The 21,694-nt window shown below is 69.6% G+C and carries 20 protein-coding genes; 10 read left to right on the forward strand and 10 right to left on the reverse strand.

All coding sequences use genetic code 11. The annotated features are described in order from the left end of the window. Positions 1-91 precede the first annotated feature (91 nt). Genes ASD65_RS09230 through ASD65_RS09255 form a run of 6 tightly spaced genes read left to right on the forward strand, consistent with a single transcriptional unit; the run spans position 92 to position 6,398 of the window. Entirely contained in the window at positions 92-1,210 is a 1,119-nt protein-coding gene (locus ASD65_RS09230) for an ROK family transcriptional regulator (RefSeq protein ID WP_056224694.1), read from the forward strand. Next, the gene (locus tag ASD65_RS09235; RefSeq protein WP_235566647.1) at positions 1,207-2,505 is read left to right on the forward strand and encodes a family 4 glycosyl hydrolase; all 1,299 of its coding nucleotides are present in this window, start codon (positions 1,207-1,209) and stop codon (positions 2,503-2,505) included. Before ASD65_RS09230 ends, ASD65_RS09235 begins: the two co-directional genes overlap by 4 nt. Then, positions 2,493-3,509, forward strand: coding sequence for an N-acetylglucosamine kinase (locus tag ASD65_RS09240; RefSeq protein WP_200948646.1), 1,017 nt, complete (start codon positions 2,493-2,495; stop codon positions 3,507-3,509). Before ASD65_RS09235 ends, ASD65_RS09240 begins: the two co-directional genes overlap by 13 nt. Next, positions 3,506-4,402, forward strand: coding sequence for a Gfo/Idh/MocA family protein (locus ASD65_RS09245; protein ID WP_056221514.1), 897 nt, complete (start codon positions 3,506-3,508; stop codon positions 4,400-4,402). The genes ASD65_RS09240 and ASD65_RS09245 overlap by 4 nt, the downstream gene beginning before the upstream one ends. Next, positions 4,402-5,400: a zinc-dependent alcohol dehydrogenase gene (locus tag ASD65_RS09250; RefSeq protein ID WP_056221517.1), complete on the forward strand. Its 999-nt coding sequence runs from the start codon at positions 4,402-4,404 to the stop codon at positions 5,398-5,400. Before ASD65_RS09245 ends, ASD65_RS09250 begins: the two co-directional genes overlap by 1 nt. Further along, complete coding sequence (locus tag ASD65_RS09255; protein ID WP_056221520.1) at positions 5,397-6,398, forward strand: Gfo/Idh/MocA family protein; 1,002 nt, start codon at positions 5,397-5,399, stop codon at positions 6,396-6,398. Before ASD65_RS09250 ends, ASD65_RS09255 begins: the two co-directional genes overlap by 4 nt. On the opposite strand, the gene ASD65_RS09260 is transcribed toward ASD65_RS09255, so the two are convergent. The 3 genes from ASD65_RS09260 to ASD65_RS09270 are packed head-to-tail and all read right to left on the reverse strand — an operon-like array spanning position 6,385 to position 9,412. Further along, positions 6,385-7,725: a protein O-GlcNAcase gene (locus tag ASD65_RS09260; protein WP_056221521.1), complete on the reverse strand. Its 1,341-nt coding sequence runs from the start codon at positions 7,723-7,725 to the stop codon at positions 6,385-6,387. The genes ASD65_RS09255 and ASD65_RS09260 overlap by 14 nt on opposite strands. Then, positions 7,722-8,483: a sugar isomerase domain-containing protein gene (locus tag ASD65_RS09265; RefSeq protein ID WP_162248478.1), complete on the reverse strand. Its 762-nt coding sequence runs from the start codon at positions 8,481-8,483 to the stop codon at positions 7,722-7,724. Before ASD65_RS09265 ends, ASD65_RS09260 begins: the two co-directional genes overlap by 4 nt. Then, complete coding sequence (locus tag ASD65_RS09270) at positions 8,480-9,412, reverse strand: N-acetylglucosamine kinase (protein ID WP_056221530.1); 933 nt, start codon at positions 9,410-9,412, stop codon at positions 8,480-8,482. Before ASD65_RS09270 ends, ASD65_RS09265 begins: the two co-directional genes overlap by 4 nt. A gap of 56 nt (positions 9,413-9,468) precedes the next feature. Here ASD65_RS09270 and ASD65_RS09275 point away from each other — a divergent pair, with 56 nt between their 5' ends. Continuing rightward, a complete protein-coding gene (locus ASD65_RS09275; RefSeq protein WP_056221533.1) occupies positions 9,469-10,071 on the forward strand; it encodes a GNAT family N-acetyltransferase in 603 nt (200 codons plus the stop codon). Positions 10,072-10,097: 26 nt separating this feature from the next. Here the strand turns inward: ASD65_RS09275 and ASD65_RS09280 are convergent, their stop codons facing one another. The 3 genes from ASD65_RS09280 to ASD65_RS09290 all read right to left on the reverse strand — a co-directional run bounded on the left by ASD65_RS09280 (position 10,098) and on the right by ASD65_RS09290 (position 13,186). After that, positions 10,098-10,970 (reverse strand): carbohydrate ABC transporter permease, encoded by an 873-nt coding sequence (locus ASD65_RS09280; protein WP_082561657.1) that lies wholly within the window; start codon positions 10,968-10,970, stop codon positions 10,098-10,100. Continuing rightward, positions 10,954-11,838 (reverse strand): carbohydrate ABC transporter permease, encoded by an 885-nt coding sequence (locus ASD65_RS09285; RefSeq protein ID WP_056221537.1) that lies wholly within the window; start codon positions 11,836-11,838, stop codon positions 10,954-10,956. The genes ASD65_RS09280 and ASD65_RS09285 overlap by 17 nt, the downstream gene beginning before the upstream one ends. 67 nt (positions 11,839-11,905) lie before the next feature. After that, a complete protein-coding gene (locus ASD65_RS09290) occupies positions 11,906-13,186 on the reverse strand; it encodes an ABC transporter substrate-binding protein (protein WP_156378823.1) in 1,281 nt (426 codons plus the stop codon). A 291-nt stretch (positions 13,187-13,477) separates the two neighbouring features. Between ASD65_RS09290 and galE the strand changes: the two genes are divergently transcribed. Next, positions 13,478-14,458: a UDP-glucose 4-epimerase GalE gene (gene galE, locus ASD65_RS09295; RefSeq protein WP_056221544.1), complete on the forward strand. Its 981-nt coding sequence runs from the start codon at positions 13,478-13,480 to the stop codon at positions 14,456-14,458. Between the two features lie 17 nt (positions 14,459-14,475). On the opposite strand, the gene ASD65_RS09300 is transcribed toward galE, so the two are convergent. Continuing rightward, a complete protein-coding gene (locus ASD65_RS09300; RefSeq protein WP_056224702.1) occupies positions 14,476-15,432 on the reverse strand; it encodes a LacI family DNA-binding transcriptional regulator in 957 nt (318 codons plus the stop codon). A gap of 153 nt (positions 15,433-15,585) precedes the next feature. Between ASD65_RS09300 and galT the strand changes: the two genes are divergently transcribed. Next, entirely contained in the window at positions 15,586-16,746 is a 1,161-nt protein-coding gene (gene galT / locus ASD65_RS09305) for a galactose-1-phosphate uridylyltransferase (RefSeq protein WP_056224704.1), read from the forward strand. Continuing rightward, entirely contained in the window at positions 16,743-17,915 is a 1,173-nt protein-coding gene (galK, locus tag ASD65_RS09310; RefSeq protein WP_056221547.1) for a galactokinase, read from the forward strand. The genes galT and galK overlap by 4 nt, the downstream gene beginning before the upstream one ends. Positions 17,916-17,959: 44 nt before the next feature. On the opposite strand, the gene ASD65_RS09315 is transcribed toward galK, so the two are convergent. Genes ASD65_RS09315 through ASD65_RS09325 form a run of 3 tightly spaced genes read right to left on the reverse strand, consistent with a single transcriptional unit; the run spans position 17,960 to position 21,511 of the window. Then, positions 17,960-18,928, reverse strand: coding sequence for a sugar ABC transporter substrate-binding protein (locus ASD65_RS09315; RefSeq protein ID WP_056221550.1), 969 nt, complete (start codon positions 18,926-18,928; stop codon positions 17,960-17,962). 56 nt (positions 18,929-18,984) lie between these two features. Beyond that, positions 18,985-19,977, reverse strand: coding sequence for an ABC transporter permease (locus ASD65_RS09320; protein ID WP_056221552.1), 993 nt, complete (start codon positions 19,975-19,977; stop codon positions 18,985-18,987). Then, entirely contained in the window at positions 19,964-21,511 is a 1,548-nt protein-coding gene (locus tag ASD65_RS09325; RefSeq protein ID WP_056224706.1) for a sugar ABC transporter ATP-binding protein, read from the reverse strand. The genes ASD65_RS09320 and ASD65_RS09325 overlap by 14 nt, the downstream gene beginning before the upstream one ends. Positions 21,512-21,694 lie beyond the last annotated feature (183 nt).

Consider the following 21,694-nt stretch of genomic DNA (forward strand, 5'->3'; position numbering starts at 1 on the left):
GTTTCCTAACCACGTGGAGGCGTCGGTGAATCCCAACTCCAGGGGCGATGGCCGAGCACCTGCACCGGCTCAGCCCGGGCTGCTCCGCAGCATGAACAACCGAGTGGTCCTGGACCTCCTGATCGAGTTCGGTTCCCTCAGTCGCGGTGACGTGCGCGCGCTCACCGGACTGTCGAAGCCGACCGCCTCCCAGCTGCTGACCCGCCTCGAAGAGAGCGGGCTCGTCGTGCCGAGCGGGTACGGCGACACCGGCCCCGGCGGACGAGCTCCACAGCTGTACCGGATCAACCCGAGCGTCGGCCATGCCGCGGCCGTGGACGTCCGGCCGGAGTCGATCGCGGCCCGTATCTGCGACATCAGCGGCGCCGTGGTGAGCGAGTCGGAGTTCACCGTTCTGCCCGATCCACGCGGGCCGGAGAACATCGCGTACGTGCTGTCCGACGCGTGCACACGGGCCGGACTCACCGTCGCCGACCTCGACTCGATCGTCCTGTCCGTGCCCGGCTCCTACGATGTCGCCGAGGATCTCCTGCGCTACGCAGAGCACCTCCCCGGCTGGCAGCACCCGGGCATCGGTGAGGAACTGCGACGGAGCCTGGGCGGCGCCGCCGTATCCCTCGAGAACGACGTCAACCTGGTGGCCCTCGCGGAGCAGCGCGCCTCCGGCGTCGAGGGCGAGAGCTTCTTCCTCCTCTGGATCGACGAGGGCATCGGTGGCGCCCTCATGATCGACGGCGCCCTGTTCCGCGGCAGCCGTGGCGCTGCCGGCGAGGCGGCCTTCCTGCTCCCGCCGGGATCCCGCCTGGACGGACAGCATCGGTCGATGGGTGCGTTCGAAGGCCTCGTCGGCTCGGACGCGCTGCGGCAGCTCGCGGCGGATGCCGGACACGACGTGAGCTCGACGGCCGACGCGATCGAGGCGCTGCTGGCGGACCCCTCCGCCGCGGAGGCTGTGCAGGGAATCGCAGAACGCTACGCCTTCGGACTCGCATCCGTCATCGCCCTGATCGATCCGACGCGGATCATCCTCGCCGGTGAGGTCGCCCGTGTCGGCGGGGATCGCTTGCGCACCGCAGTGTCGACACATCTCGACCGGCTGCTCATCAGCGCTCCGCCGCTGGACCTGGCCATCGTGGCCGATGCGCCGATCCTCGAGGGCGCGATGCTGCTGAGTCTCGAGCACGCCAGGGAATCGGTGTTCACGACGTGAGCGCCTCCTCGCCGCGTGCCCTGCGGATCGTGGTGGTCGGCGGCGGATCCACGTACACGCCCGAGCTCGCCGACGGCATCGCTCGACTCGGCGACGCCCTGCCCGTGCGCGAGCTGATCCTCGTCGACCCCGATCTGGCACGCACGCAGCTCGTCGCGGGCCTCTCCGCACGGATCCTCGCCGCAGCCGGCAGCCGTTGCACCGTTGAGGCCACCACCGACCTCGAACGCGCAGTGACCGGCGCCGACGCGGTGCTCCTTCAACTCCGCGTCGGCGGTCAGGCGGCACGCGGGCGGGATGAGGCGTGGCCGCTGGAGTGCGGATGCATCGGCCAGGAGACCACGGGCGCGGGAGGTCTCGCGAAGGCGTTGCGGACGATCCCCGTCGTGCTCGACATCGCCGAGCGCGTGCGGGCCGTCAACCCGGACGCCTGGATCGTGACCTTCACCAATCCGGTGGGGATGGTCACCCGTGCACTGCTGGATGCCGGACACCGCGCGATCGGGCTGTGCAACGTCGCGATCGGCTTCGAGCGTCTCTTCGCCAGGGAGCTCGGCGTCGCCCCCGACGCGGTCGAGCTGGATCACGTCGGTCTCAATCACCTCAGCTGGGAGCTCGGCGTACGGGTGCGCCATGCGGACGGCAGCGCCACGGACGTGCTCGACAGGCTCATCGACGAGCACGGCGAGGCCCTCGTCGCAGAGACCGAGCTGCCGCTGGATCTGCTCCGCACCGAACGGTTCATCCCGTCCTACTATCTGCGGTACTACCTGGAGCATGACGCGCTCGTGGAGCAGGCTCGCTCGACCCCGTCACGCGCTGTCGAGGTCGCTGCCATCGAGCGTGAGCTGCTCGGGCTGTACGCCGACCCGGATCTCGCCGCGAAGCCCGCGCAGCTCGCGCAGCGCGGCGGCGCCTTCTACTCCGAAGCCGCGATCGGACTCCTGTCCAGCCTGCTCGGCACAGGTCCCGTCCGCGATCACATCGTGAACGTGCGCAACCGCGGCACCCTGCCGTTCCTGGATGCGGACGCGATCATCGAGACCCGCGCGGAGGTCGGCCCCGATGGGCTGCGCTCCCGTCCCGTGCCGCCCGTCCCGCCGCTCGCGTCCGGATTGATCGCGCACGTCGCCCGCTATGAGGAACTCGGCGTCGATGCGGCGATCCACGGTGGCCGGGATCGCGTGGTGCGCGCGCTGCTCGCGCACCCCCTCGTAGGGCAGTACGACACCGCTCAGGCACTCGCCGATCGGCTCATCGCGGAGAACCTGGAGTGGCTGCCGTGGGCACGTTGAACGAACCGCACCTGCTCGCACTGGACGGCGGCAACAGCAAGACCGATGTGCTCCTCGTCGCGGAGGACGGCACCGTCATCTCCCGCGCGCGGGCCGGCGCCTTCGTCCCGCACATCGTCGGCGCCACCGCGGCGGTGGCCTCCCTCGCCGCCGCGGTCACCGAAGTGCTCGCCTCGACTCCTGACGGACGTGCCGCGCTCGTCGCCGGATACCTGGCCAACGCCGACCTTCCCGAGGAAGAACTCGCGATCGCCGACGCCATCGCCACGCATGGGTGGGGCGATCACGTCGTGGTGGGCAACGACACGCTCGCCATGCTGCGCACCGGAACGGATGCCGCGACCGCGGTCGCCGTCGTGTGCGGCGCCGGGATCAACTGCGTCGGGATCGCCCCGGGGCGTCCCACCGTGCGCTATCCGGCGTTGGGCCGGATCACCGGCGATTGGGGCGGCGGCTTCGGCATCGGCAAGGAAGTCCTCTGGTACGCCACTCGCGCCGAGGACGGGCGCGGACCCACCACCGGACTCGCCGACATGGTGGCCCAGCACTTCGACCGGGAGACGGCGGTTGGTGTCGCCACGGGGATGCACCTCGGCACGGTCGACCGCGATCGGATGCACGAGATCGTCCCGCTGCTGTTCCAAGCGGTGGACGCCGGCGATGCGATCGCCGAGACCATCGCGCGACAGCAGGCCGAGGAGATCGGCCTGCTCGTGACCAACACCCTCCACCGCCTGGATCTGCTGCAGGAGCCGGTGGACGTCGTGCTGGGTGGCGGCATGCTCACCAGCCGGCATCCCGCGCTCCTGGAGCCCGTGCGCGCGGCCATCCGTTCCGTGGCGCCGCTGGCCACGATCCGGATCGTGGACGCCGAGCCCGTGCTCGGCTCCGCCCTGCTCGGCCTCGAACACCTGGACACCATCACCGGCCGTACCGGTGATTCCGGCGCACGCCGACGGAATCTGCGACTCAGCCTCTCGACACGACAGGAATCCCGCGCATGACCTCGCCCCTCCGACTCGGACTCGTCGGCACCGGCTACTGGGCCGATGTCACGCATGCTGCGGCAGCGGTAGCTGCACCGTCGTGGAACCTCGCCGCGGTGTGGGGACGAGATGCCGAGCGCGCGGCAGTCCTCGCCGATCACCACGGCGCCGCCCACGCGGGAACCGATTTCGACGCGTTCCTGGCCGAGGTGGATGCGGTGACCTTCGCAGTACCGCCGCACCTGCAGTCCGAACTCGCGCTGCGGGCGATCGAGGCGGGCAAGCACGTCGCCCTCGAGAAGCCGATCGCGACGAGCCTGGAGGACGCTGAACGCCTGGTCGCGGTAGCCGAGGCGAACGACGTCGCCACGATCGTCATGTTCACCATGCTCTACGACCCCCGCGTCCGCGCGCTCATGGCTGACGTGCGCGCCGGACGCCGATGGACCGGTGGGACGGGGCTGTGGCTCGGGTCAGCACTGAACGACGAGAATCCCTTCAATACGCCGTGGCGTCACGAGAAGGGCGGATTGTGGGATCTGGGACCGCACGCGGTGTCGGTGCTCTGGAAGACCGTCGGGCCGGTCCGCGCGGTCCACGCCGAGGCCGGCCTGGGGGATCTGGTGCATCTGGTCATGACCCACGATGAGGGCCGCACCTCGACTGCCTCGATGACGCTGCGCGCTCCGGATGCGGCCGATGGCTTCTCCACCCTGCTCTGGGGCGTCGATGGCCGCCAGGAGATCACCGTCGACGATGTCGATGCCAAGACGGCCTTCGTGACCGCATACGAGGACCTCGCCCGGCTGATCGAGTCGGGAGACCGCGCGCACGAGTGCGACGTGCGCTTCGGACGGGACGTGGTCCGTGTCCTCGCCGAGGCCGAGGCCCAGATCGCAACGGCCACCTGATGCGCTCGCGCAGTCTGCGGTTCCCCGCGCCCGGTGAGATCGAGATCCTGGCGGCGGACGTGGATGCCCCGGGCCCGGACGAGGCTCGGTGCACGGCGCAGGTCTCGCTCGTCAGCGTCGGAACCGAGTTGACCTGCCTGCGCGGACAGTTCGATCCGCGGACGTTCTGGGAGGAATGGGTGCAATACCCCTTCGCCCCCGGCTACTCGATGGTGTCCCTCGTCGAGTCGGTGGGCAGCGGCGTCACCGCCGTCCATCCCGGAGACCGGGTCTTCTCCTTCACTCCGCACGCGGAGGTGTTCATCGCTCCTGCCCGCGAGCTCGTCACGATTCCCGACGGCGTTTCCGACGAGGACGCGACGTGGGCATCGTTGGCGGTCACGACCCAGTGGGCACTGCGGCGCGCGGGCTTCGTCTTCGGAGAGAGCGCCGCGGTCGTCGGGCTCGGACTGCTCGGGCAGCTGCTCGTCAGATACCTCCGCATCGCCGGTGCTCGCCGCATCGTCGCCATCGACACCGACGGTCGCCGACTCGCTCTGGCGAGGGAAGGCGGGGCCGACGAGGTCGTCTCGACACACGTCGGGGACGCCATCGAGGATCTGGGGGGATCCTTCGATGTCGTCTTCGATGTGACCGGCCATCCCGCCGCCTTCGCGGACGCCTCCGAGCTCGTGCGCCCCCTGGGCCGGCTCGTGCTCGTCGGGGACGCGCCGCGCCCCAGCCTGCAGCACCTCGGCCCGCGGATCGTCGCCGACGGCATCTCGATCATCGGAGTGCACGCCGGGACCGCCGCGGAGATCCCGACTCCGGCGGACCCGTGGAGCACGGCGGCGATGCTCACGGTGTTCTTCGGGTACCTCATGGATGGACGGATGGACCTGTCTCCGCTCATCACCGACCGCGTGCCCTGGGATAAGGCCCCCGACACCTATCGCGCACTGGAGCGTGACCGCAGCACCCACCTCGGCGTGCTGATCGATTGGAGCAGCCGGAGATGACCGACATCGTGCGATGGGGAGTGCTGGGCGTCGCGGGCATCAACGCGGCCATGGTGCCGGCGATCCACGCCTGCGACGGCGCGGAGCTCGTGGGAATCGCGAGCCGCGACGAGCGGCGCGCCCGGGAGGCCGCCGCGGCCGCGCAGACGCAGCCGTTCGTCGGATACGACGCGTTGCTGGAGGCCGGCTCCGTCGATGCCGTCTATCTCCCCACGCCCAACGCCCAGCACGCGCCGTGGACGATCCGAGCGGTTGCGGCGGGCAAGCATGTCCTGTGCGAGAAGCCTCTCGCCGTCACCGCGGCAGAGGCCAGAGAGATGGCGGATGCCGCGGCCGCCGCCGGGGTGCACCTCGCCGAAGCGTTCATGTACGCCCACCATCCCCGCTACGCCCTCGTCCGGCAGCTGATCGCCGACGGTGTGATCGGCGAACTTCGGTCGATCAACGTCACGTTCACCTTCGACGCCTCCGATGAGCTCGGGCACTCCGGGTTCCAGGGCGCTCCGGGCAGCGGCGCGATCTACGACGTCGGCTGCTACGCGGTGCATGTCGCCCGCACGCTGACCGGTGCCGAACCGGAAGCGGTCACGGCCCACGCGATGCGCTCGACCGTGCACGGCGACGTCGACATGAGCACCACGCTGCTGCTCGAATTCCCGGGCGGCGTCGGAGCGACGGCACAACTGGGCATGTGGAACGGCGACCGCGACACCGTGACGGTCATCGGCGCGCGCGGGTGGATCGAGGTTCCCCGCGCATTCCTGTGCGGTGCCACCGACGACGCTGACATCATCGTCGGCGAGGGTGAGACCACGCGAGTGATTCCCGTGGCACCCGCCGATCACTACGCACTGCAGGTGGCCCGCTTCGATGCGGCCGTCCGCGGGGAGGGCGAGCTGCTGTTCCCGATCGAAGATGCGATCCGGCAGGCCGTGGTCCTCGAAGCAGCCACCCGCTCGTGGCGCGAACGGGTCCGGGTGCCGATCAGCGCGAGCTGAACTCGCCGACGATGTCGGACAGGAACATGTCGACGCGGTCGCCGAACGCCCGCAGACCGGTCGAGCGCAGATTGCGCAAGTGAGCGGCGACCGTCTCGCGAGCGGGGCCGATCAACTCCGGCGGCCCGCCCGATCCCCGGGTGTCGAGTGACTCCACGGCGATGATGACGGCGTCGATCCCCCGCGCGTACTGCTGCGCCCAGGGGGCGATCTCCGTCGCGAGGGCGCGATTGTCGAGCTGCGACATCCGACGCGACACCTCCACCAAGCGGCGCAGTTCGGCGAGCATCTCGGCGACGGCCGCACCCCGGTCGTCGAACTCGTAGCGGAAGGCGAACCTGTCGAGGGCTTCGCCGAGGCGCGGCGCATCGTCCGTGCACAGCGCCGAGCCGCGGAACGCATCGGCGAAGTCCCGGAACGCCTCGGCATCGCGAGCACCCGCGATGCGGGTGAGCGCGCTCTCCCAACTCTGCTCCGGATCGAAGCCATCGGGATCGAGGCAGAAGTCGGCGATGCTGGCGAGACCGATCTTGGATGCCTCGGCAAGCGGCATCGGATTGGCGATGATGCCCGCCGCGGCGGCGCCGAGGCGGGGGTCTCGTCCGAGATAGGGACCGATGTGCAGTTCGCCGGTCATCGCGACGTCGTTGACGGGGAAGTTGTCCCAGTACAGCGGTCGGCGACCGGTCGCGCGAGCGAAGACCTCGGCGTCATCGGCATCCAGCTCGGGCGAGCAGATCGCGCGCCCCGTCCAGAACAGCTGAGTTCGCGGCGCCAGGCCGGAACCCAGCGCGGCGATGTACGGCTCGTCGCCGCGCCCCCAGTAGAGGGTCGGACAGACCGTGAGGCCACCGGCTCCTCCGTCGCGCTCGAGCCGTGCCTCCAGCGATCCGACGAGCGAGAGCTGAGCCGTCACGAGGTCCGGGAATTCGGCTACGTCACCGGGATGCTGGAGATGCCAGGGGATGTCGTCCAGGAACAGCGCGAAGTCGGTGACGCCGAGCTCGCGCACGGTGTCGAGCTTCGCGTGCACGGCCTCCGCATCCGCCGCTTCCGCGTACCGCATCGACAGACCGGGAGAAACCCCGTACGAGAGCGACAGGCCCGCGGCCCGCGCACGGGCGGTGAGGGCCCGCAGCTGCTCGGCCGCCTCGCCCGCATACGACTCGCGCCAGCGCCGACGGGTGAAGGGGTCGTCCTTCGGCGAGTACACGTACGTGTTCATACCGATCTCGGCGAGGAAGTCGACCATGTCCAGCCGCTGGTCGGTGGTCCACGGCCGCCCGTAGAACCCCTCGACGATGCCCCGTGTTTCGATCCTGCTCACAGCGATCGCACCCGGCCGCGATAGCGTGCGATCGCGGCGACGTTGAGCTCGTCGCCGCCGGGCACGTTGCTGGAGGTGAACACCGCAGGGGTCTGCCCCGCGGCAGCGGCGATCGCGGCCGCGTCCATCGCGATCGCGTGGATGATGGCTGCTCCCGTCGCGGTGGACGTCGGCCCCATGGGGGCGGCGACGCCGGGCACTGCCGTGGCGGCGTCACCTGCAGCACCGAGGTTGTCGATGACGATGTCGGCGAGCTCGACCAGACCCGCGTCGTTCAGGTGGAGGTGTGCCGTCGATGCCGCGTGGGCGCGGCTGACGATGGCGATCACGGTGAGCCCCTGCGCCCGCGCGGCGAGGGCGAGCTCCACGGCCACCTGGTTGCGACCCGAGTTGGACACGAGGATGAAGGTGTCATCGCCCCCGGGCGCGAGGTCGGTGAAAACCGCTCGCCCGATGCCCGCCGTGCGCTCCACTGCGGTGGACAGCACCGCGTTGCCGTGCAGCATCAACGATTCGACCAGGACCGGGTCGACCGCGGCCAGACCCCCGGCGCGGTAGAAGCCCTCCAGCGCCACCATGTGCGAATGCCCCGACCCGAACACGTGCACGAGCCCGTCGTTGATCAAGGTGCGCGAGACCGCCTGGGCTGCTGCGGCCAGCGCGTCCTTCTGCTCGTCTGCCAGCCGGCCCAGCAGCGACGCCACCTGGGCGAGGAAGCCGCTCGATGTCGCGGACCCGTCGGCGTGTGCATCGGTCATGAAGCGCTCCATCCGGTCATGTGGTGATCGTAGGCGGCACCGAGAGTGTCCGTCACCAACGCCCACGCTCCATCGAGAGGGTCGCCGGCAGCCGGAACGATCTCGCGGTCATCGTCGCGTGCGAACCGCTCCTCCACGGCGCTGCGCAGCGGCATCCCCGGCGAGACGAGACGGCCGCTCATCGCGATGCGGACGGGTCTGGAAGTGACGACGGCGGATGCCGCACGCGCGGTGTCGGCGAGCATATCGGCAGCGTCTTCGACGATGGTACGGGCGACGGCGTCCCCGGTGCGCGCAGCATCCTGCACGTCGACGGCGAACGCGGCGATCGCCGAAACCGCCCGCGGAAGCGAGTGCAGCCGTGCGGCCAGACCGGCCTCGTCACCGAATCGAACACGGCACGCATCGGTCAGCGAAGTCGGTCCTGCGCGCCCATCCCCTGCACGCAGGACCGCCTCCACCCCCCGGCTCCCGATCCAGAAGCCGCCCCCCGCGTCCCCCAGGAGGAACCCATCCCCATCGACGAGGCGGAATCCATCCACGTCCGGGTCGAACCCGATGCACGCGATGCCGGTGCCGACGGTGAGCACGACTCCGGCCTCTCCCGCGAACGCCCCGGCGTGCGCGGTGAGAGCATCACCGGCGACTTGCACGTGCTCCGCCCGGAAGGCCTCTCCCACCCGGGCGGCGAGGTCGATGCATTCCGAGCTCGACGCGGGCAGGGTCGTGAGCCCGAGTACCATCCGCTCGACCGGAGGCACTCCACCGGGAAGCTGCACCAGACACGTGCGGATGCGATCGATCAGCCCCGCTCCGAGGTCGCCCTCGAAACGCCCCAGCCCCTCGGCGACGAGCGGCTCGGTGACTCCGGTCACTCGCACCCGCACACCCGACTGGCCGCCGTCCACCGCGACATCCAGACCGCGCATCAGCCCGCCCTCACTACGCTGGGGGTCGTATCGACGACGATTCGGAACGGGGAGACATGGGCATCCGCCGGCTGCGCGACGAAGACACCGACGACCTCTACGCGGTCTGTCTGGGCACCGGCGCCGACGGAGCGGACGCGACCGGTGTGTTCGACGATCCGCGCCTGCTCGGCGAGGTGTTCGTCGGCCCCTACCTGCACCACTCCCCCGAATTCGCCTGGGTCTACGCCGCCGACGACGACAGAGCGCGCGGCTACGTGCTCGGCGTGCTCGACACGGCGTCGTTCGAGGAGGTGCTGGCCACCGCGTGGTGGCCGCAGCTGCAGGAGCGGCATCCGCTGCTGCCCGAGCGTGCGAACCCGCACGACCGCGAGATCGTGCACCACCTGCACCACCCGCAGTCCCGTCCCGCCGACCTCGTGAGGGCGTATCCGTCGCACCTGCACATCGACATGCTTCCCGACGTGCAGGGCGGCGGGCGCGGTGGCGCCATGATCCGCACCCTGCTCGACGCGCTCACGGCGGCGGGCTCGCGCGGCGTCCACCTCGGGGTGTCTCCGGCGAACACTCGCGCTATCGGGTTCTACGAGCACCTCGGGTTCGCCGCGGAACCGTCCGCGTCGGGTCGCGACGAACTGGTGATGAGCCGCGGGCTGTAGCGCCCGGGCGCGTCGAGCCGCCCCGTTCACTGCACCGAACCCTCGGTGACGCCGGCGATGACCTGCTTGTGGAACACCGTGTACACGGCGATCACGGGCAATGTGACCAGGGACAGCGCGGCGAACAGCATCGGATAGTCGGTCGCGTGCCGCCCGGTGAAGGCCAGCAGCCCCGCCGGGATGGTGCGCAACGAGTCATCCTGCACGTAGAGCATCGCGAGAAGGAACTCGTTCCACGCCGACAGCACCGAGAACACCGCGACGGTCGAGATGCCGGGAGCCATCAGCGGCAGCACGATCTGGACCAGGGTGCGGAAGTCTCCGGCGCCGTCCACGCGTGCCGCCTCGAAGATCTCCTTGGGCATCGTGTCGAGGTATCCCTTCAGCAGGAAGACCGCGAGTGAGAGCCCGAGCCCGGCGTAGGAGATCATCAACACCCAGCGAGTGTTCAGCAGGTAGACCGAATCGAAGATGCGCGACTGCGCCGTCAGGTACGACTGCACGGGCAGCAGGAGGCCGAGGATGAACGGGGCAAGCAGCAGCGTCTTGAAACGGAACTCGAACCGGCTGAACGCGTACGCGGCCGCGAGCGCGCAGAGCAGGATGATCGTCACCGCAGCGGCGGTCACGATGACGCTGTTCAGGATGTAGCCGCCGAGGTCCCCCCGTTCCCACGCCTTGCCCCATGTGCTGAAGTCGGGCTCGGCCGGCAGCGCGAACGGCGAGTCGAAGATCTCGCGCTTCGTCTTGAACGACGACATGACCATCCAGGCGAGCGGCACGATGTAGATCAACGACAGCACGATCATCACCGTGTGGTACAGCGTCCTGCTGCCCGCGACGGCGATGACCTGCGTGGTGCGGCGGCGCTGGGGACGGCGCTCAGTACTCGATGTCATTGCTCCCACCCTTCGTGCGCATCTTGACCAGCACGAGTGCGATGGCGACCACGACGACGGTCATGATCGTCGACAGCGCGGCGCCGTAGCCGAGGTCTCGGTATCGGAAGACGACCTCGACGAGGTAGGTCGTGATGATCTCGGTCGCATGATCGGGCCCGCCGTTGGTCATCACGTAGAAGAGGTCGAAGCTCTGGAAGGCGCCGGTGATGCACAGCAGCACCGCGACCTCGATCATCGGGCGGATCATCGGCACCTTGATGCTGAAGAACACGCGCCATTGGCTCGCGCCGTCCAGGACTGCGGCCTCGATGAGGTGCTTGGGGATGCGCTGCAGCGCCGCGTAGAAGATCGCCATGTAGAACCCGGCATAGATCCAGCCGGAGACGACACTCACGGCCAGCAGCGCGGTGTTGGGGTCACCCAGCCACACGCGCGTCAGCGAGTCCAGACCGGATGCCCGCAGACCGGAGTTGATCAGGCCGATGTCGTCGCTGTAGACGAAGCTCCACAGGATCGCGATGACGATCATCGGCAGAGTGACGGGTACGAAGAACGCGACGCGGTAGAACGTCGTCCGGCGCCCGGCCATCGTCACCAAACCCGCCAGCAGCAGGCCCACCACGACCTCGAGGACGAGGGTCAGGAGGATGTAGACGAACGTGTTGCGGTACGCCATCAGGTAGATCTCGTCGCGGAAGGCGCGGAAGTAGTTCTCCAGCCCGACGAACTGGATGGCGTCGGTGCCGGACCAGCTCGCGAAGCTCAGGAAGGTGTTCGCAATGGCCGGGATGAGCACCACGAACCCGAAGACGAGTATCGCGGGCGCCACCAGCAGATAGGGCGACCAGGGACGGGTGGGTTTCACAACAGGACTCCTCGAGACGGTGCGGGGCGGGGACGAGACGTCGCCCGCCCCGCCCCGCACCCCGTGATCAGTTGGCGGAGTCGATCCGCGACTGCGCGGTGTCTGCGGCCTCCTGCGGCGTCGCCGTGCCTCCGATGACCGAGGCGGCGGCATCGTAGAACGCGGCGGCGATCTCGATGTCGTGCCCGCTGTCGGCGGGGGCGACGAGCGCACTCGCGGTGCCCATCATCTCGGCCAGGGCGACCGTGCGCGGGTCTGCGTCGACGCCCTTGAACGGGTCGATGGTCATCGGGGCGAGGCCTGCTTCGGCCCACATCTTCGTACCGTCCTCATCTGCCAGGAGCGCCAGGAACTCGAGCGTCTCCTGCGGGTAGGCGGACTTCTCGTTCACCATGAAGCCGGTCGAGATGCCCAGCACGCTCTCCTGATCGCCGGCGCCATCGGTGAAGGCGGGCAGGTTGAAGTAGTCGAAGTTGAGGTCACCCGCGTTCTCTCCGGCATCCGCCATCAGCCAGCTGCCGATCTGGTGGGTGACCGCCTTCTGCAGGAAGAACTGGGTCATCGCCTCATCGTCGGCGAGCGCGTTGATGCTCGGGTTGACGAACGGGGTCAGTTCGGCGAGCTTCTCCAGTGCCGCGACCATCTCCGGCGAGTTCATCGGTGCGTCGCCGTCCATCACTGCGGCGTACTGCTCCTCACCGACCATGCGGGACACGATGTGCGACGCGATGCTCCCGACCGGCCACTGGTCCTTGTTGCCCTCGACCATGGGGAGCAGACCCGCATCGAGGATCGCCTGATTGGCTTCGAGGTACTCGTCCCACGTCGCGGGCACATCCAGTCCGAGGTCGTCGAAGACGTCGACGTCGTACCAGACGACGTTGGTCACGTCTCCGGTCCACGGCACCATGTAAATGCCCGACCCGTCGACGTCCATGTTGTTGAACGCGTTCTCGTCGAAGCGGCCGGCGAACAGTTCGCCCTGGAGGGCGTCGCTGATGTCGGCCCCGTCGCCGTCGGCGACGTGCCCGCGCATGCGCGGGCCGGACCACTCGAAGTACGCGTCGGGCGCTTCGCGGCTGGACAGCAGCGTTGCGAGCCCGGTGGTCTGGTAGACGTCATCCTCCTGGATGATGATCTCCACAGTCCGCCCGGGGTACTTGGCTTCGTACTCTTCCTTGAGCACCTCGAAGCCCTGATCGACGGCATCACCCGAGGAGCCCATGGCGACCCTGATGGTCACGGCGTCCGGGTCGCTGCCGCTCGAGCAGCCCGCGAGGGTGGCGGCCGCTGCGACAGCAACGACGGCGAGCATCGCACCGTGCGTGCGATGTGAGTTGAAGCGCATGTGACCGACCTCCAAGTTAGTAAAGTTTCCTATCTAGAAGAAGTAGACCGCATCCGCGGCGGACGTGTCAATGCTTTCGTGCACTTCCACCGACCCACATCGGCGGCACCAAGGACCGGCACGCGCCTTGCTACGGGGAGGACACGGACGAGGTGCTGAGTCGGATCCTGGGGCTGGACGCGGCGGAGATCCGCAACCTCCACGAGGCCGGGGTCGTCTAGGGCCTTTGCACGCTCCGTCGATGCGCACGCGATACCCTGGGCGCTCGCACATCGTCCCCAGAGGAGCACCATGTCCTGGCTTGTGACCGGCGGCGCCGGCTATATCGGAGCGCACATCGTTCGGGCCCTTGCGGCGGCGGGACTGCCCCCTGTGGTGCTGGATGATCTGTCCAGCGGTCACGCGAGCTTCGTGCCGGATGGTGTGCCGTTCATCGAGGGCAGCATCCTCGATGAGGCCTCGGTCGAGGAGACCCTGCGCGCCCACGATGTGCAGGGTGTCATCCACGTCGCCGGCTTCAAGTACGCGGGCGTCTCGGTGAAGCGGCCGCTCCACACGTACGCGCAGAACGTCGAGGGCACCCGCGTGGTCCTGGCGGCGATGGAGTCCGCGGGTGTCGCGAACATCGTGTTCTCCTCCAGCGCCGCAGTGTTCGGAACCCCAGACGTGGCCCTCGTGACCGAGGACACCGCCAAAGCCCCGGCCTCCCCTTACGGCGAGTCCAAACTCATCGGCGAGTGGCTGCTGCGCGACCAGGGCATCGCGACGGCCGAGTCGGAGCATCCGCTGCGACACACGTCCCTCCGCTACTTCAACGTGGTCGGCTCCGGCGACCCGTCGGTGTACGACACGAGCCCGCACAACCTGTTCCCGCTCGTCTTCGAGGCGCTGATCGAGGGCCGCACACCCCGCATCAACGGCGAGGACTACGCCACCCCCGACGGCACCAACGTGCGCGACTACGTGCATGTCGCCGACATCGCCCTCGCCCACGTCGCCGCGGCGCAGCGCCTGGTGACAGGCAAGCGCATCGAGGCCGCCTACAACCTGGGTTCCGGCGACGGGCTGTCGGTGCGACAGATCATGGACGCGATGGCCTCGGTCACCGGCATCCCGTTCATCCCCGAGGGCGCCCCGCGCCGCCCCGGGGATCCCGACCGGATCGTCGCCTCGGGCGCTCTGGCCGCGCGCGACCTGGACTGGAAGATGCGCTACTCGGTCGACGAGATGGTGCGCAGCGGCTGGGAAGCACGGCAGGCCGCCTACGCCTGAGCGGGCCGCGCCGCGTGTCAGCGCGGCGCGGTGCTGGCTCGGATGACGACGGATGCCGGGATGCTGGAGAACGCCGGCGTCCGGGCTCCCTCGATCGCCTCGACGAGCATCTCGACGGCCGCGGCACCGAGGGTGTCGAAGTCCTGCCGCACGGTGGTGAGCGGCGGCCGGTAGTCGGCGGCGTCCTCGAGATCGTCGAACCCGATCACGCTGACGTCTTCGGGTACGCGTCGCCCGCGCTCGGCGAGCGCGCGCAGCAGACCGAGGGCCATCTGGTCGTTCGCGGCGAACACCGCGGTCGCGTCGGCATCGAGCTGCAGCCCCGCGGCGTAGCCGGAGCGGGCGCTCCAGTCGCCGCGCAGCAGCGCGGGGACGGGCGCATCGCCGAGTGCGGCGCGCCAGCCGCGCTCGCGCTCCGCCGCTGCGAACGATCTCGCCGGCCCGGCAACGTGCACCACGGTGGAATGCCCGAGATCGAGCAGGTGCCGGGTGGCATCGACGGCCCCGGTGAAGTGATCGGTCTGGGCGATGCCGAATCGGCTGTCCGGCGGAGAGTCCACGACGACCACTTCGATGCCGGAGGGCGCACCGGCATCGCGCGCAAAGGCGGTGGCCTCGTTCAGGACGATCGCGCCGTCCACGCCCTGATCGCGCAGCCGCTCGAAGACCGCCACGACCGAATCAGGGCCCGCAAGCGTCATGACCACGAGCGCGTAGCCGCGCGCGGATGCGGCATCCGCCACGGCCTGCAGCATCCGCGAGTTGCCGACGGTGGCGAGCGTGGAGACGATCAGCCCGATGGTCTGTGTGCGACCGGTGCGCAAGGCTCGCGCGGCCCGGTGCGGGCGGTAGCCGAGCATCTCCATCGCCGCTTCCACGCGGACGCGCGTCTCGGGGTCGACCCGCGGGCTGTCGTTGACCACGCGCGAGACGGTCTGCCCGGAGACCCCGGCCTCGGCGGCGACATCCGCCATCGAGACGCGCTTGTCCGGTCGGCCCGAACGACGGCGCTCCGCTGAGACTTCGGTCGGCTCTTCGATCTTCGACCCCACAGTGCGCCCTCCCGTGTGCTGAACTCTCCGTTGTTGACGCTAACACAGCGCTGTTGATATCGTGTTGACGTGAACATGCCTCATCTCGACTCGCAGTCTCTCGGCGCCGGTGTCGTCAAACGCGCCACGCGCCTCGCCGACGGACGCGAATTGATCTATTTCGACGACCGCGACACGACCCTCCCGGCCGAGCGTGCCATTGACGCACGCACGCTCGATGCCCGCCCGGAGACCGCGACGATGCGTCTCGACGTGCTCACCGGCGACTGGATCACGGTCGCAGCGTCCCGGCAGAACCGGGTGATGCTCCCCGGTGCCGACCTCGACCCGCTGGCGCCGCAGACGCCCACCAACCCGTCCGAGATCCCGTCGCGCTACGACGTCGCCGTGTTCGAGAACCGCTCCGCCGCGTTCGGCCCTGCACTCGCCGCAGCGATGGATGCCGCGCCGGCGGCCCCCGATCCCCCGCGCGGGCTCGACGATCTCGCCGCCCTCGGCCTGGGGCGCACGCGCACCTCCGTCGGCCGCTGTGAGGTCGTGTGCTTCAGCCCGGAGAGCACCGGGTCCTTCGGCACCCAGTCCGTCGTGCGCGCCCGCACGGTCATCGAGGCCTGGGCCGACCGTACCGCCGCGCTGTCGGCGCTGCCCGGCATCGAGCAGGTGTTCCCGTTCGAGAACCGGGGCGAGGCGATCGGCGTCACGCTGCCGCATCCGCACGGCCAGATCTACGCCTACCCGTACGTCACCCCGCGCACCCAGCGGATGCTGGACTCGATCGCCGCCACCGGGCCCGACATGCTCGCACGGATGCTCGAGTTCGAGCGCGCGTCCGAGCGCGTGATCCTCGCGGGCGAGCACTGGACGGCGTTCGTGCCGTTCGCGGCACGCTGGCCGCTCGAGGTCCACATGATGCCGCATCGGCACGTGGCGGATTTCACCGAGACCTCCGACGCCGAGCGCGACGAGCTCGCCGGGCTCTACCTGCGCCTGCTGCGCGGCGTGGACGCCCTGTACGAGACGCCGACGCCGTACATCGCCGCGTGGCACCAGGCGCCGGTTCGCGTCGGTCGCGACACGACCCGGCTGCGCCTCGAGCTGACCAGCCCCCGCCGCGCCGCCGACAAGCTCAAGTTCCTCGCCGGCTCGGAGGCCGCGATGTGGGCGTGGACCGCAGAGATCCCGCCCGAGGCATCCGCTGCCCGCCTGCGCGCCGCCGTCGAGGGCGTGCCCCTGTGAGCGCGGCCCTCGTCGCGCGCGCGCTGCTGTCCGGACTCACCACGACCGAGCCGCTCGGCTCGTGGTCGGCCCCCGGGCGGGCGAACCTGATCGGCGAGCACACCGACTACAACGACGGCTTCGTGCTGCCCTTCGCGATCGACCGTCGCACGCATGTCGCGCTCGCCCCGCGGGCCGATGGCGTCATCCGCGTGGCCTCGACGTTCGCCGCCGAGCCGGTGCAGCTGCCCCTCGCGAGCCTGACCGGCCCGTTCCCGACCGACGAGGTACCGGAGTGGGCCGCGTACCCGCTCGGTGTCGCGTGGGCGCTGATCGCGGCATCCGGAGCGGATGCCGCGTCCTTGACCGGAGTGGACATCGCCATCGCGTCCGACGTACCCGTCGGCGCCGGACTCTCCTCCTCGGCTGCGATCGAGGGCGCGACCGCAGCCGCGCTCAACGACACGTGGGGCCTCGGCCTGGATCCGGTGGCCCTGGCACAGGTCGGTCGCACGGCGGAGAACGACGCCGTCGGCGCCCCCACCGGGATCATGGACCAGATGGCCTCGATGCTCGGACGGGCGGATGCCGCGATCTTCCTGGACTGCCGGTCGCTCGATGCGACCGTGATCGACTTGGGGTTCGCCGAAGCCGGTCTCGAGCTGCTCGTGATCGACAGCGGCGTGCAGCACGCCCATTCCACCGGCGGCTACCGCGAACGCCGCGAAGCGTGCGATCGCGGTGCGCAGCTGATGGGCGTCGCCGCGCTGCGCGACCTGTCGGCCGAGGACCTCCCCCGGGCGCGCGGTGTGATGGACGACGTCACCTTCCGCCGTGTCCGCCACGTGGTCACGGAGGACCAGCGCGTGCTCGACACGGTGCAGACGCTCCGGGAGCAGGGTCCGGCGGCGATCGGCGACCTCCTGCTCGCCTCGCACGCGTCGATGCGCGACGACTTCGAGATCTCGGTCCCCGAGCTCGACACCGCGGTGGAGGCCGCGATGGGCGCGGGCGCGATCGGCGCACGGATGACCGGCGGCGGCTTCGGCGGTGCCGCGATCGCCCTCGTCCCCCACGATCGGGTCGAGACGGTGAAGGATGCCGCGACCGCGGCGTTCGCGGCATCCGGTTTCCGCGCCCCGACCCTGTTCACCGTGACCCCGTCGGAAGGCGCCGGCCGCGACGCCTAGCACGAGGGACCCGGGCCAAAACCCGAGCCCCTCGCGATGACGGATCAGCCGCAGAACGGCGTCGCGTCGGCGATGTTGTCCTTCGTGATGAGCGTCGTCGGCTTCTGGAAGATCTTCTCGCCGTTCGGATCCGCCAGCAGTGCGATCGTGTGGCCGAGCGATTCGGCTCCCAGCTGGAAGGCCGAGTCGGACACCGTCGCGGAAAACTGTCCGTCCTCGACGGCCTGCAGTCCGGGCTCGGTGCCGTTGAGCGTCACGATCTGCAGGTCGGCGCGCCCCGCGGCGTCGAAGGCGGCGCGGGCGCCGAAGGCCATGTCCTCGTTGAGTACGAAGGCGTAATCGAGGTCGGGATCGGCCTGGATCATGTTCTCGGCGACCTCTTGGGCCTTGGCACGGTTGAACATGCCGGGCTGGTTCGCGACGACTTCGACGGTCGCGGGGAGGGCGCCGGTGAAGCCGCCGACCACATAGTCGGATGCCGCACCGGGAGCGCCGGCGATCACGCCGACGGTGACGTCGGCGTCGCCGGCATCCTCGCCGATCCACCCGGCCGCCGTTGCTCCGACGCCGCCCAGGTCCACGACGGTCGCGCCCAGGATGTCGGTCAGATCCTCGGGTACGACGGCGACCAGGTACAGCGGCACGCCGGCGGCCGCAGCGCGCTCGATGCCGCCGGCCAGTGCGTCGACGCTGACAGTGTTCAGCACGATCGCGTCGACGTCACGCGAGATCATGTCCTCGACGTTGGCGATCTCCTTGGCCGGGTCTGTGTCGGAGTTCGCGACGATGAGGTCGACGCCCTCGGCCGATGCTTCGTCCTCGACGCCCTTCTGCAGGCACGTCCCCCACTCGTTGTTGGCCCCGTTGATGAACCCGATCGTCACGCTGTCACCGGCGTCCGGCTCACCGGATGCCGCCGGGGTGTCGCTCGAGGCGCTGCAGCCGATGAGCGACGTGCTCAACGCGATCGTGAACAAGAGCGCCGCGGCGGTCTTCATATCCTTCTTGATCATTGACGTGCCTTTCATATGTGAGGAAGCGCGGGCCTCGGGCGCCACGCGGGAGTGCGTCAGCGGGAGTGCCGACGCCAAGAGTTCGCGATCGCCGCGAGAAGAAGGACGGCCCCGACCGACATGAGCTGGAAGTAGCTCGAGACGCCGAGCAGATTCAATGCGTTCGCCACCACCCCGAGCAGGAGGACGCCGAGAACGGTGCCGACCATGGTCCCCTTGCCGCCCTGCAGCGAGGTGCCGCCGATCACGACGGCGGCGACCGCCTGCAGCTCGAGCGTGAGACCTCCCGCCCCGGGGCTCGCCGCGCCGAGCCGCGCCAGCAGCATCAATCCGGCCACGCCCGCGAGGAAACCCGTCAGGGAGTACAGCAGGAGCTTGCTGCGCACGACCGGGATGCCGCTGAGCCGGGCGACGTCCTCGTTGCCGCCGATGGCGAAGGCGTTGCGCCCGAATGCGGTGTACCGCAGCGCGAGTCCGAGGACCAGGCAGACCACGACGGCGGTGAGGAGGAGATACGGGATCCCCCCGAGCGCCCCGCTGCCGAAAGCGGTCAAGGCCGCACCGGACGAGACGCTCATGCCGTTGATGATGAACAGCGCAAGTCCGTCCAGAATCGTGGCCGTGGCCAGGGTGGCGACGAAGGGCGCGACCCGAGTGAAAGTGATGACGAGACCGTTCACCAGACCGATGCCGGTGGCGGTCGCCAGCCCGGCGACGATCGCCCAGACGGCGTCCGTGCCCCCGGCGAGCAGTTGGGCGACGAGCCCCATCGTCACGGCGGCATTGCTCCCCATCGAGAAGTCGATGCCACCGGAGATCATGAGCACTGTCAGGCCCGCGGCGATCACCGTCACCACGCTCACCTGCCGGAGCACGTTGAGCACGTTGTTCGTGGTGAGGAAGGCATCCGAGCCCATGGTGGTGATCACCACGACGACTATCAGAACGAGGATGAGTCCGCCGTGGCCACCGAGCGACCACCAGCGTGCCGGCCCGGTGCGCAGGGCAAGTGCGGCCGTCATCGGCTCGCGGGTCTCAGTTCCGGTCATACGTGGCATCTCCTACGGTCAGCGCGACGAGCTCGTCGCGGGTCACTGTGTCCACCTCGCGCACGGCGATCAGGCGTCCGGCGCTCACCACGGCGATGCGATCGGCGAGGCGCAGCACCTCGTGCACGTCCGACGAGGTCAGCAGCACGGCCGAACCTCGATGTGCGAGATCATCGATGAGCCGATGGATGTCGGCCTTCGCGGCGACGTCGACGCCGTTGGTCGGCTCCTCCAGGAGGCACACGCTCGGGGCGCTCTCCAGCCACTTCGCCAACAGCACCTTCTGCTGATTGCCACCCGAGAGGCGCCCGATCGGCGGGTTGTCCTGCAGGGTCACGACGCCGAAGCGACGGCGCAGGTCGGCAGCGCGGGCGCGCAGCCCCCGCCAGCTGACCCAGGTGCGGCGCGCGAGGCGGTCCTGGGCCATCGTGATGTTCTCGTCGACCGTGAGTTCGCCGACCAGCCCGCGAGCGAGACGATCCCCCGTGACGCAGCGCAGACCGCTGTCGAGCGATCGACGGATGCTGCCCCACGGCACGTCGAATCCGTGCACGCTGAGCGTCCCCGCATCCGGTCGAGTCAGTCCGGCGAGCGCGGCGAACAGCACCGTCTGCCCATCCCCGGCGGGGCCGAGCACCGCGACGACCTCGCCCGCGCGGACCTCGAGGCTGAGACCGTCGAGTCGGTCCTGCACCGTGAGCCCGGCGAGGCGCAGCACCACTTCGCCCGGGGCGCGAGCACTCTCCGACCGCTCGGTATCGACATGATCGCCGACCATCGCGAAGACGAGCGAGGCGGTGTCGAGGTGTGCGCGGTCGACGGTCAGTCGCCGGCGGCCGTCGCGCAGCACGGTGACCCGATCGGCGAGTTCGAGGATCTCATCGAGGTGGTGCGAAATGAAGACCACGGCCCGGCCCTGATCGCGCAGCCGACGAACGAGCGCCCGAACCTCCTCTGCCGCCGCGCCGCCGAGGGTCGCGGTGGGTTCGTCGAGGATCAGCACCTTTCCGCCGCGGTGCACCTCGCGGGCGATCTCGACCATCGTCTGCTCCGCGGTCGAGAGCGCCCCCGCCTGTCGTCGGGGATCGATGGCGACACCGACGGCGTCCAGGACGGCACGTGCCTCGCGCTCGACGCGGCGCCACGACACGATGCCGGCCCGTCGCGGGAGCGCACCGAGGAAGAGGTTCTCCGCGACGGTGAGATGGGAGACGAGGTCCCGCTTCTGCGGGACGGTCGAGATGCCGTGCTGTCGCGCTCGTCGGGGAGTCAGGGCGTGCAGAAGCTGCCCTTTGAGGGTCATCATGCCCTCGTCGGGGACGATCGCGCCGCTCATCACCCCCACCAACGTCGACTTGCCGGCGCCGTTCATGCCGACCAACGCGTGGACCTCGCCCGGCCGCACGTCGAAGCTGACATCGCGGAGAGCCGATGCGCCGCCGAACGCCTTCGACACCCCGACCAGCGCGAGGATCGGGTCGACGCCGGCGGCACTCCCCTCGGGGGCATCATCCGCGACTTCTTGGAATGTCACTTCTCGCTCCTGCACCTTCGCAGCTCCGGTTCGCTCGAGCGGTCGGACCGCCGATGCGAGACTGACCGCCACGTCGCGGTCCAGCGTCAGAAACGTATAGTCGCGAAGCATGTCGCGACAAGTACATATATATGCACACATATGTTGTACGAGAAGCCTCGTCGCCACACCGTTCCCGGCGTA

It is taken from the genome of Microbacterium sp. Root61, assembly GCF_001427525.1.
Classification (GTDB): domain Bacteria; phylum Actinomycetota; class Actinomycetes; order Actinomycetales; family Microbacteriaceae; genus Microbacterium.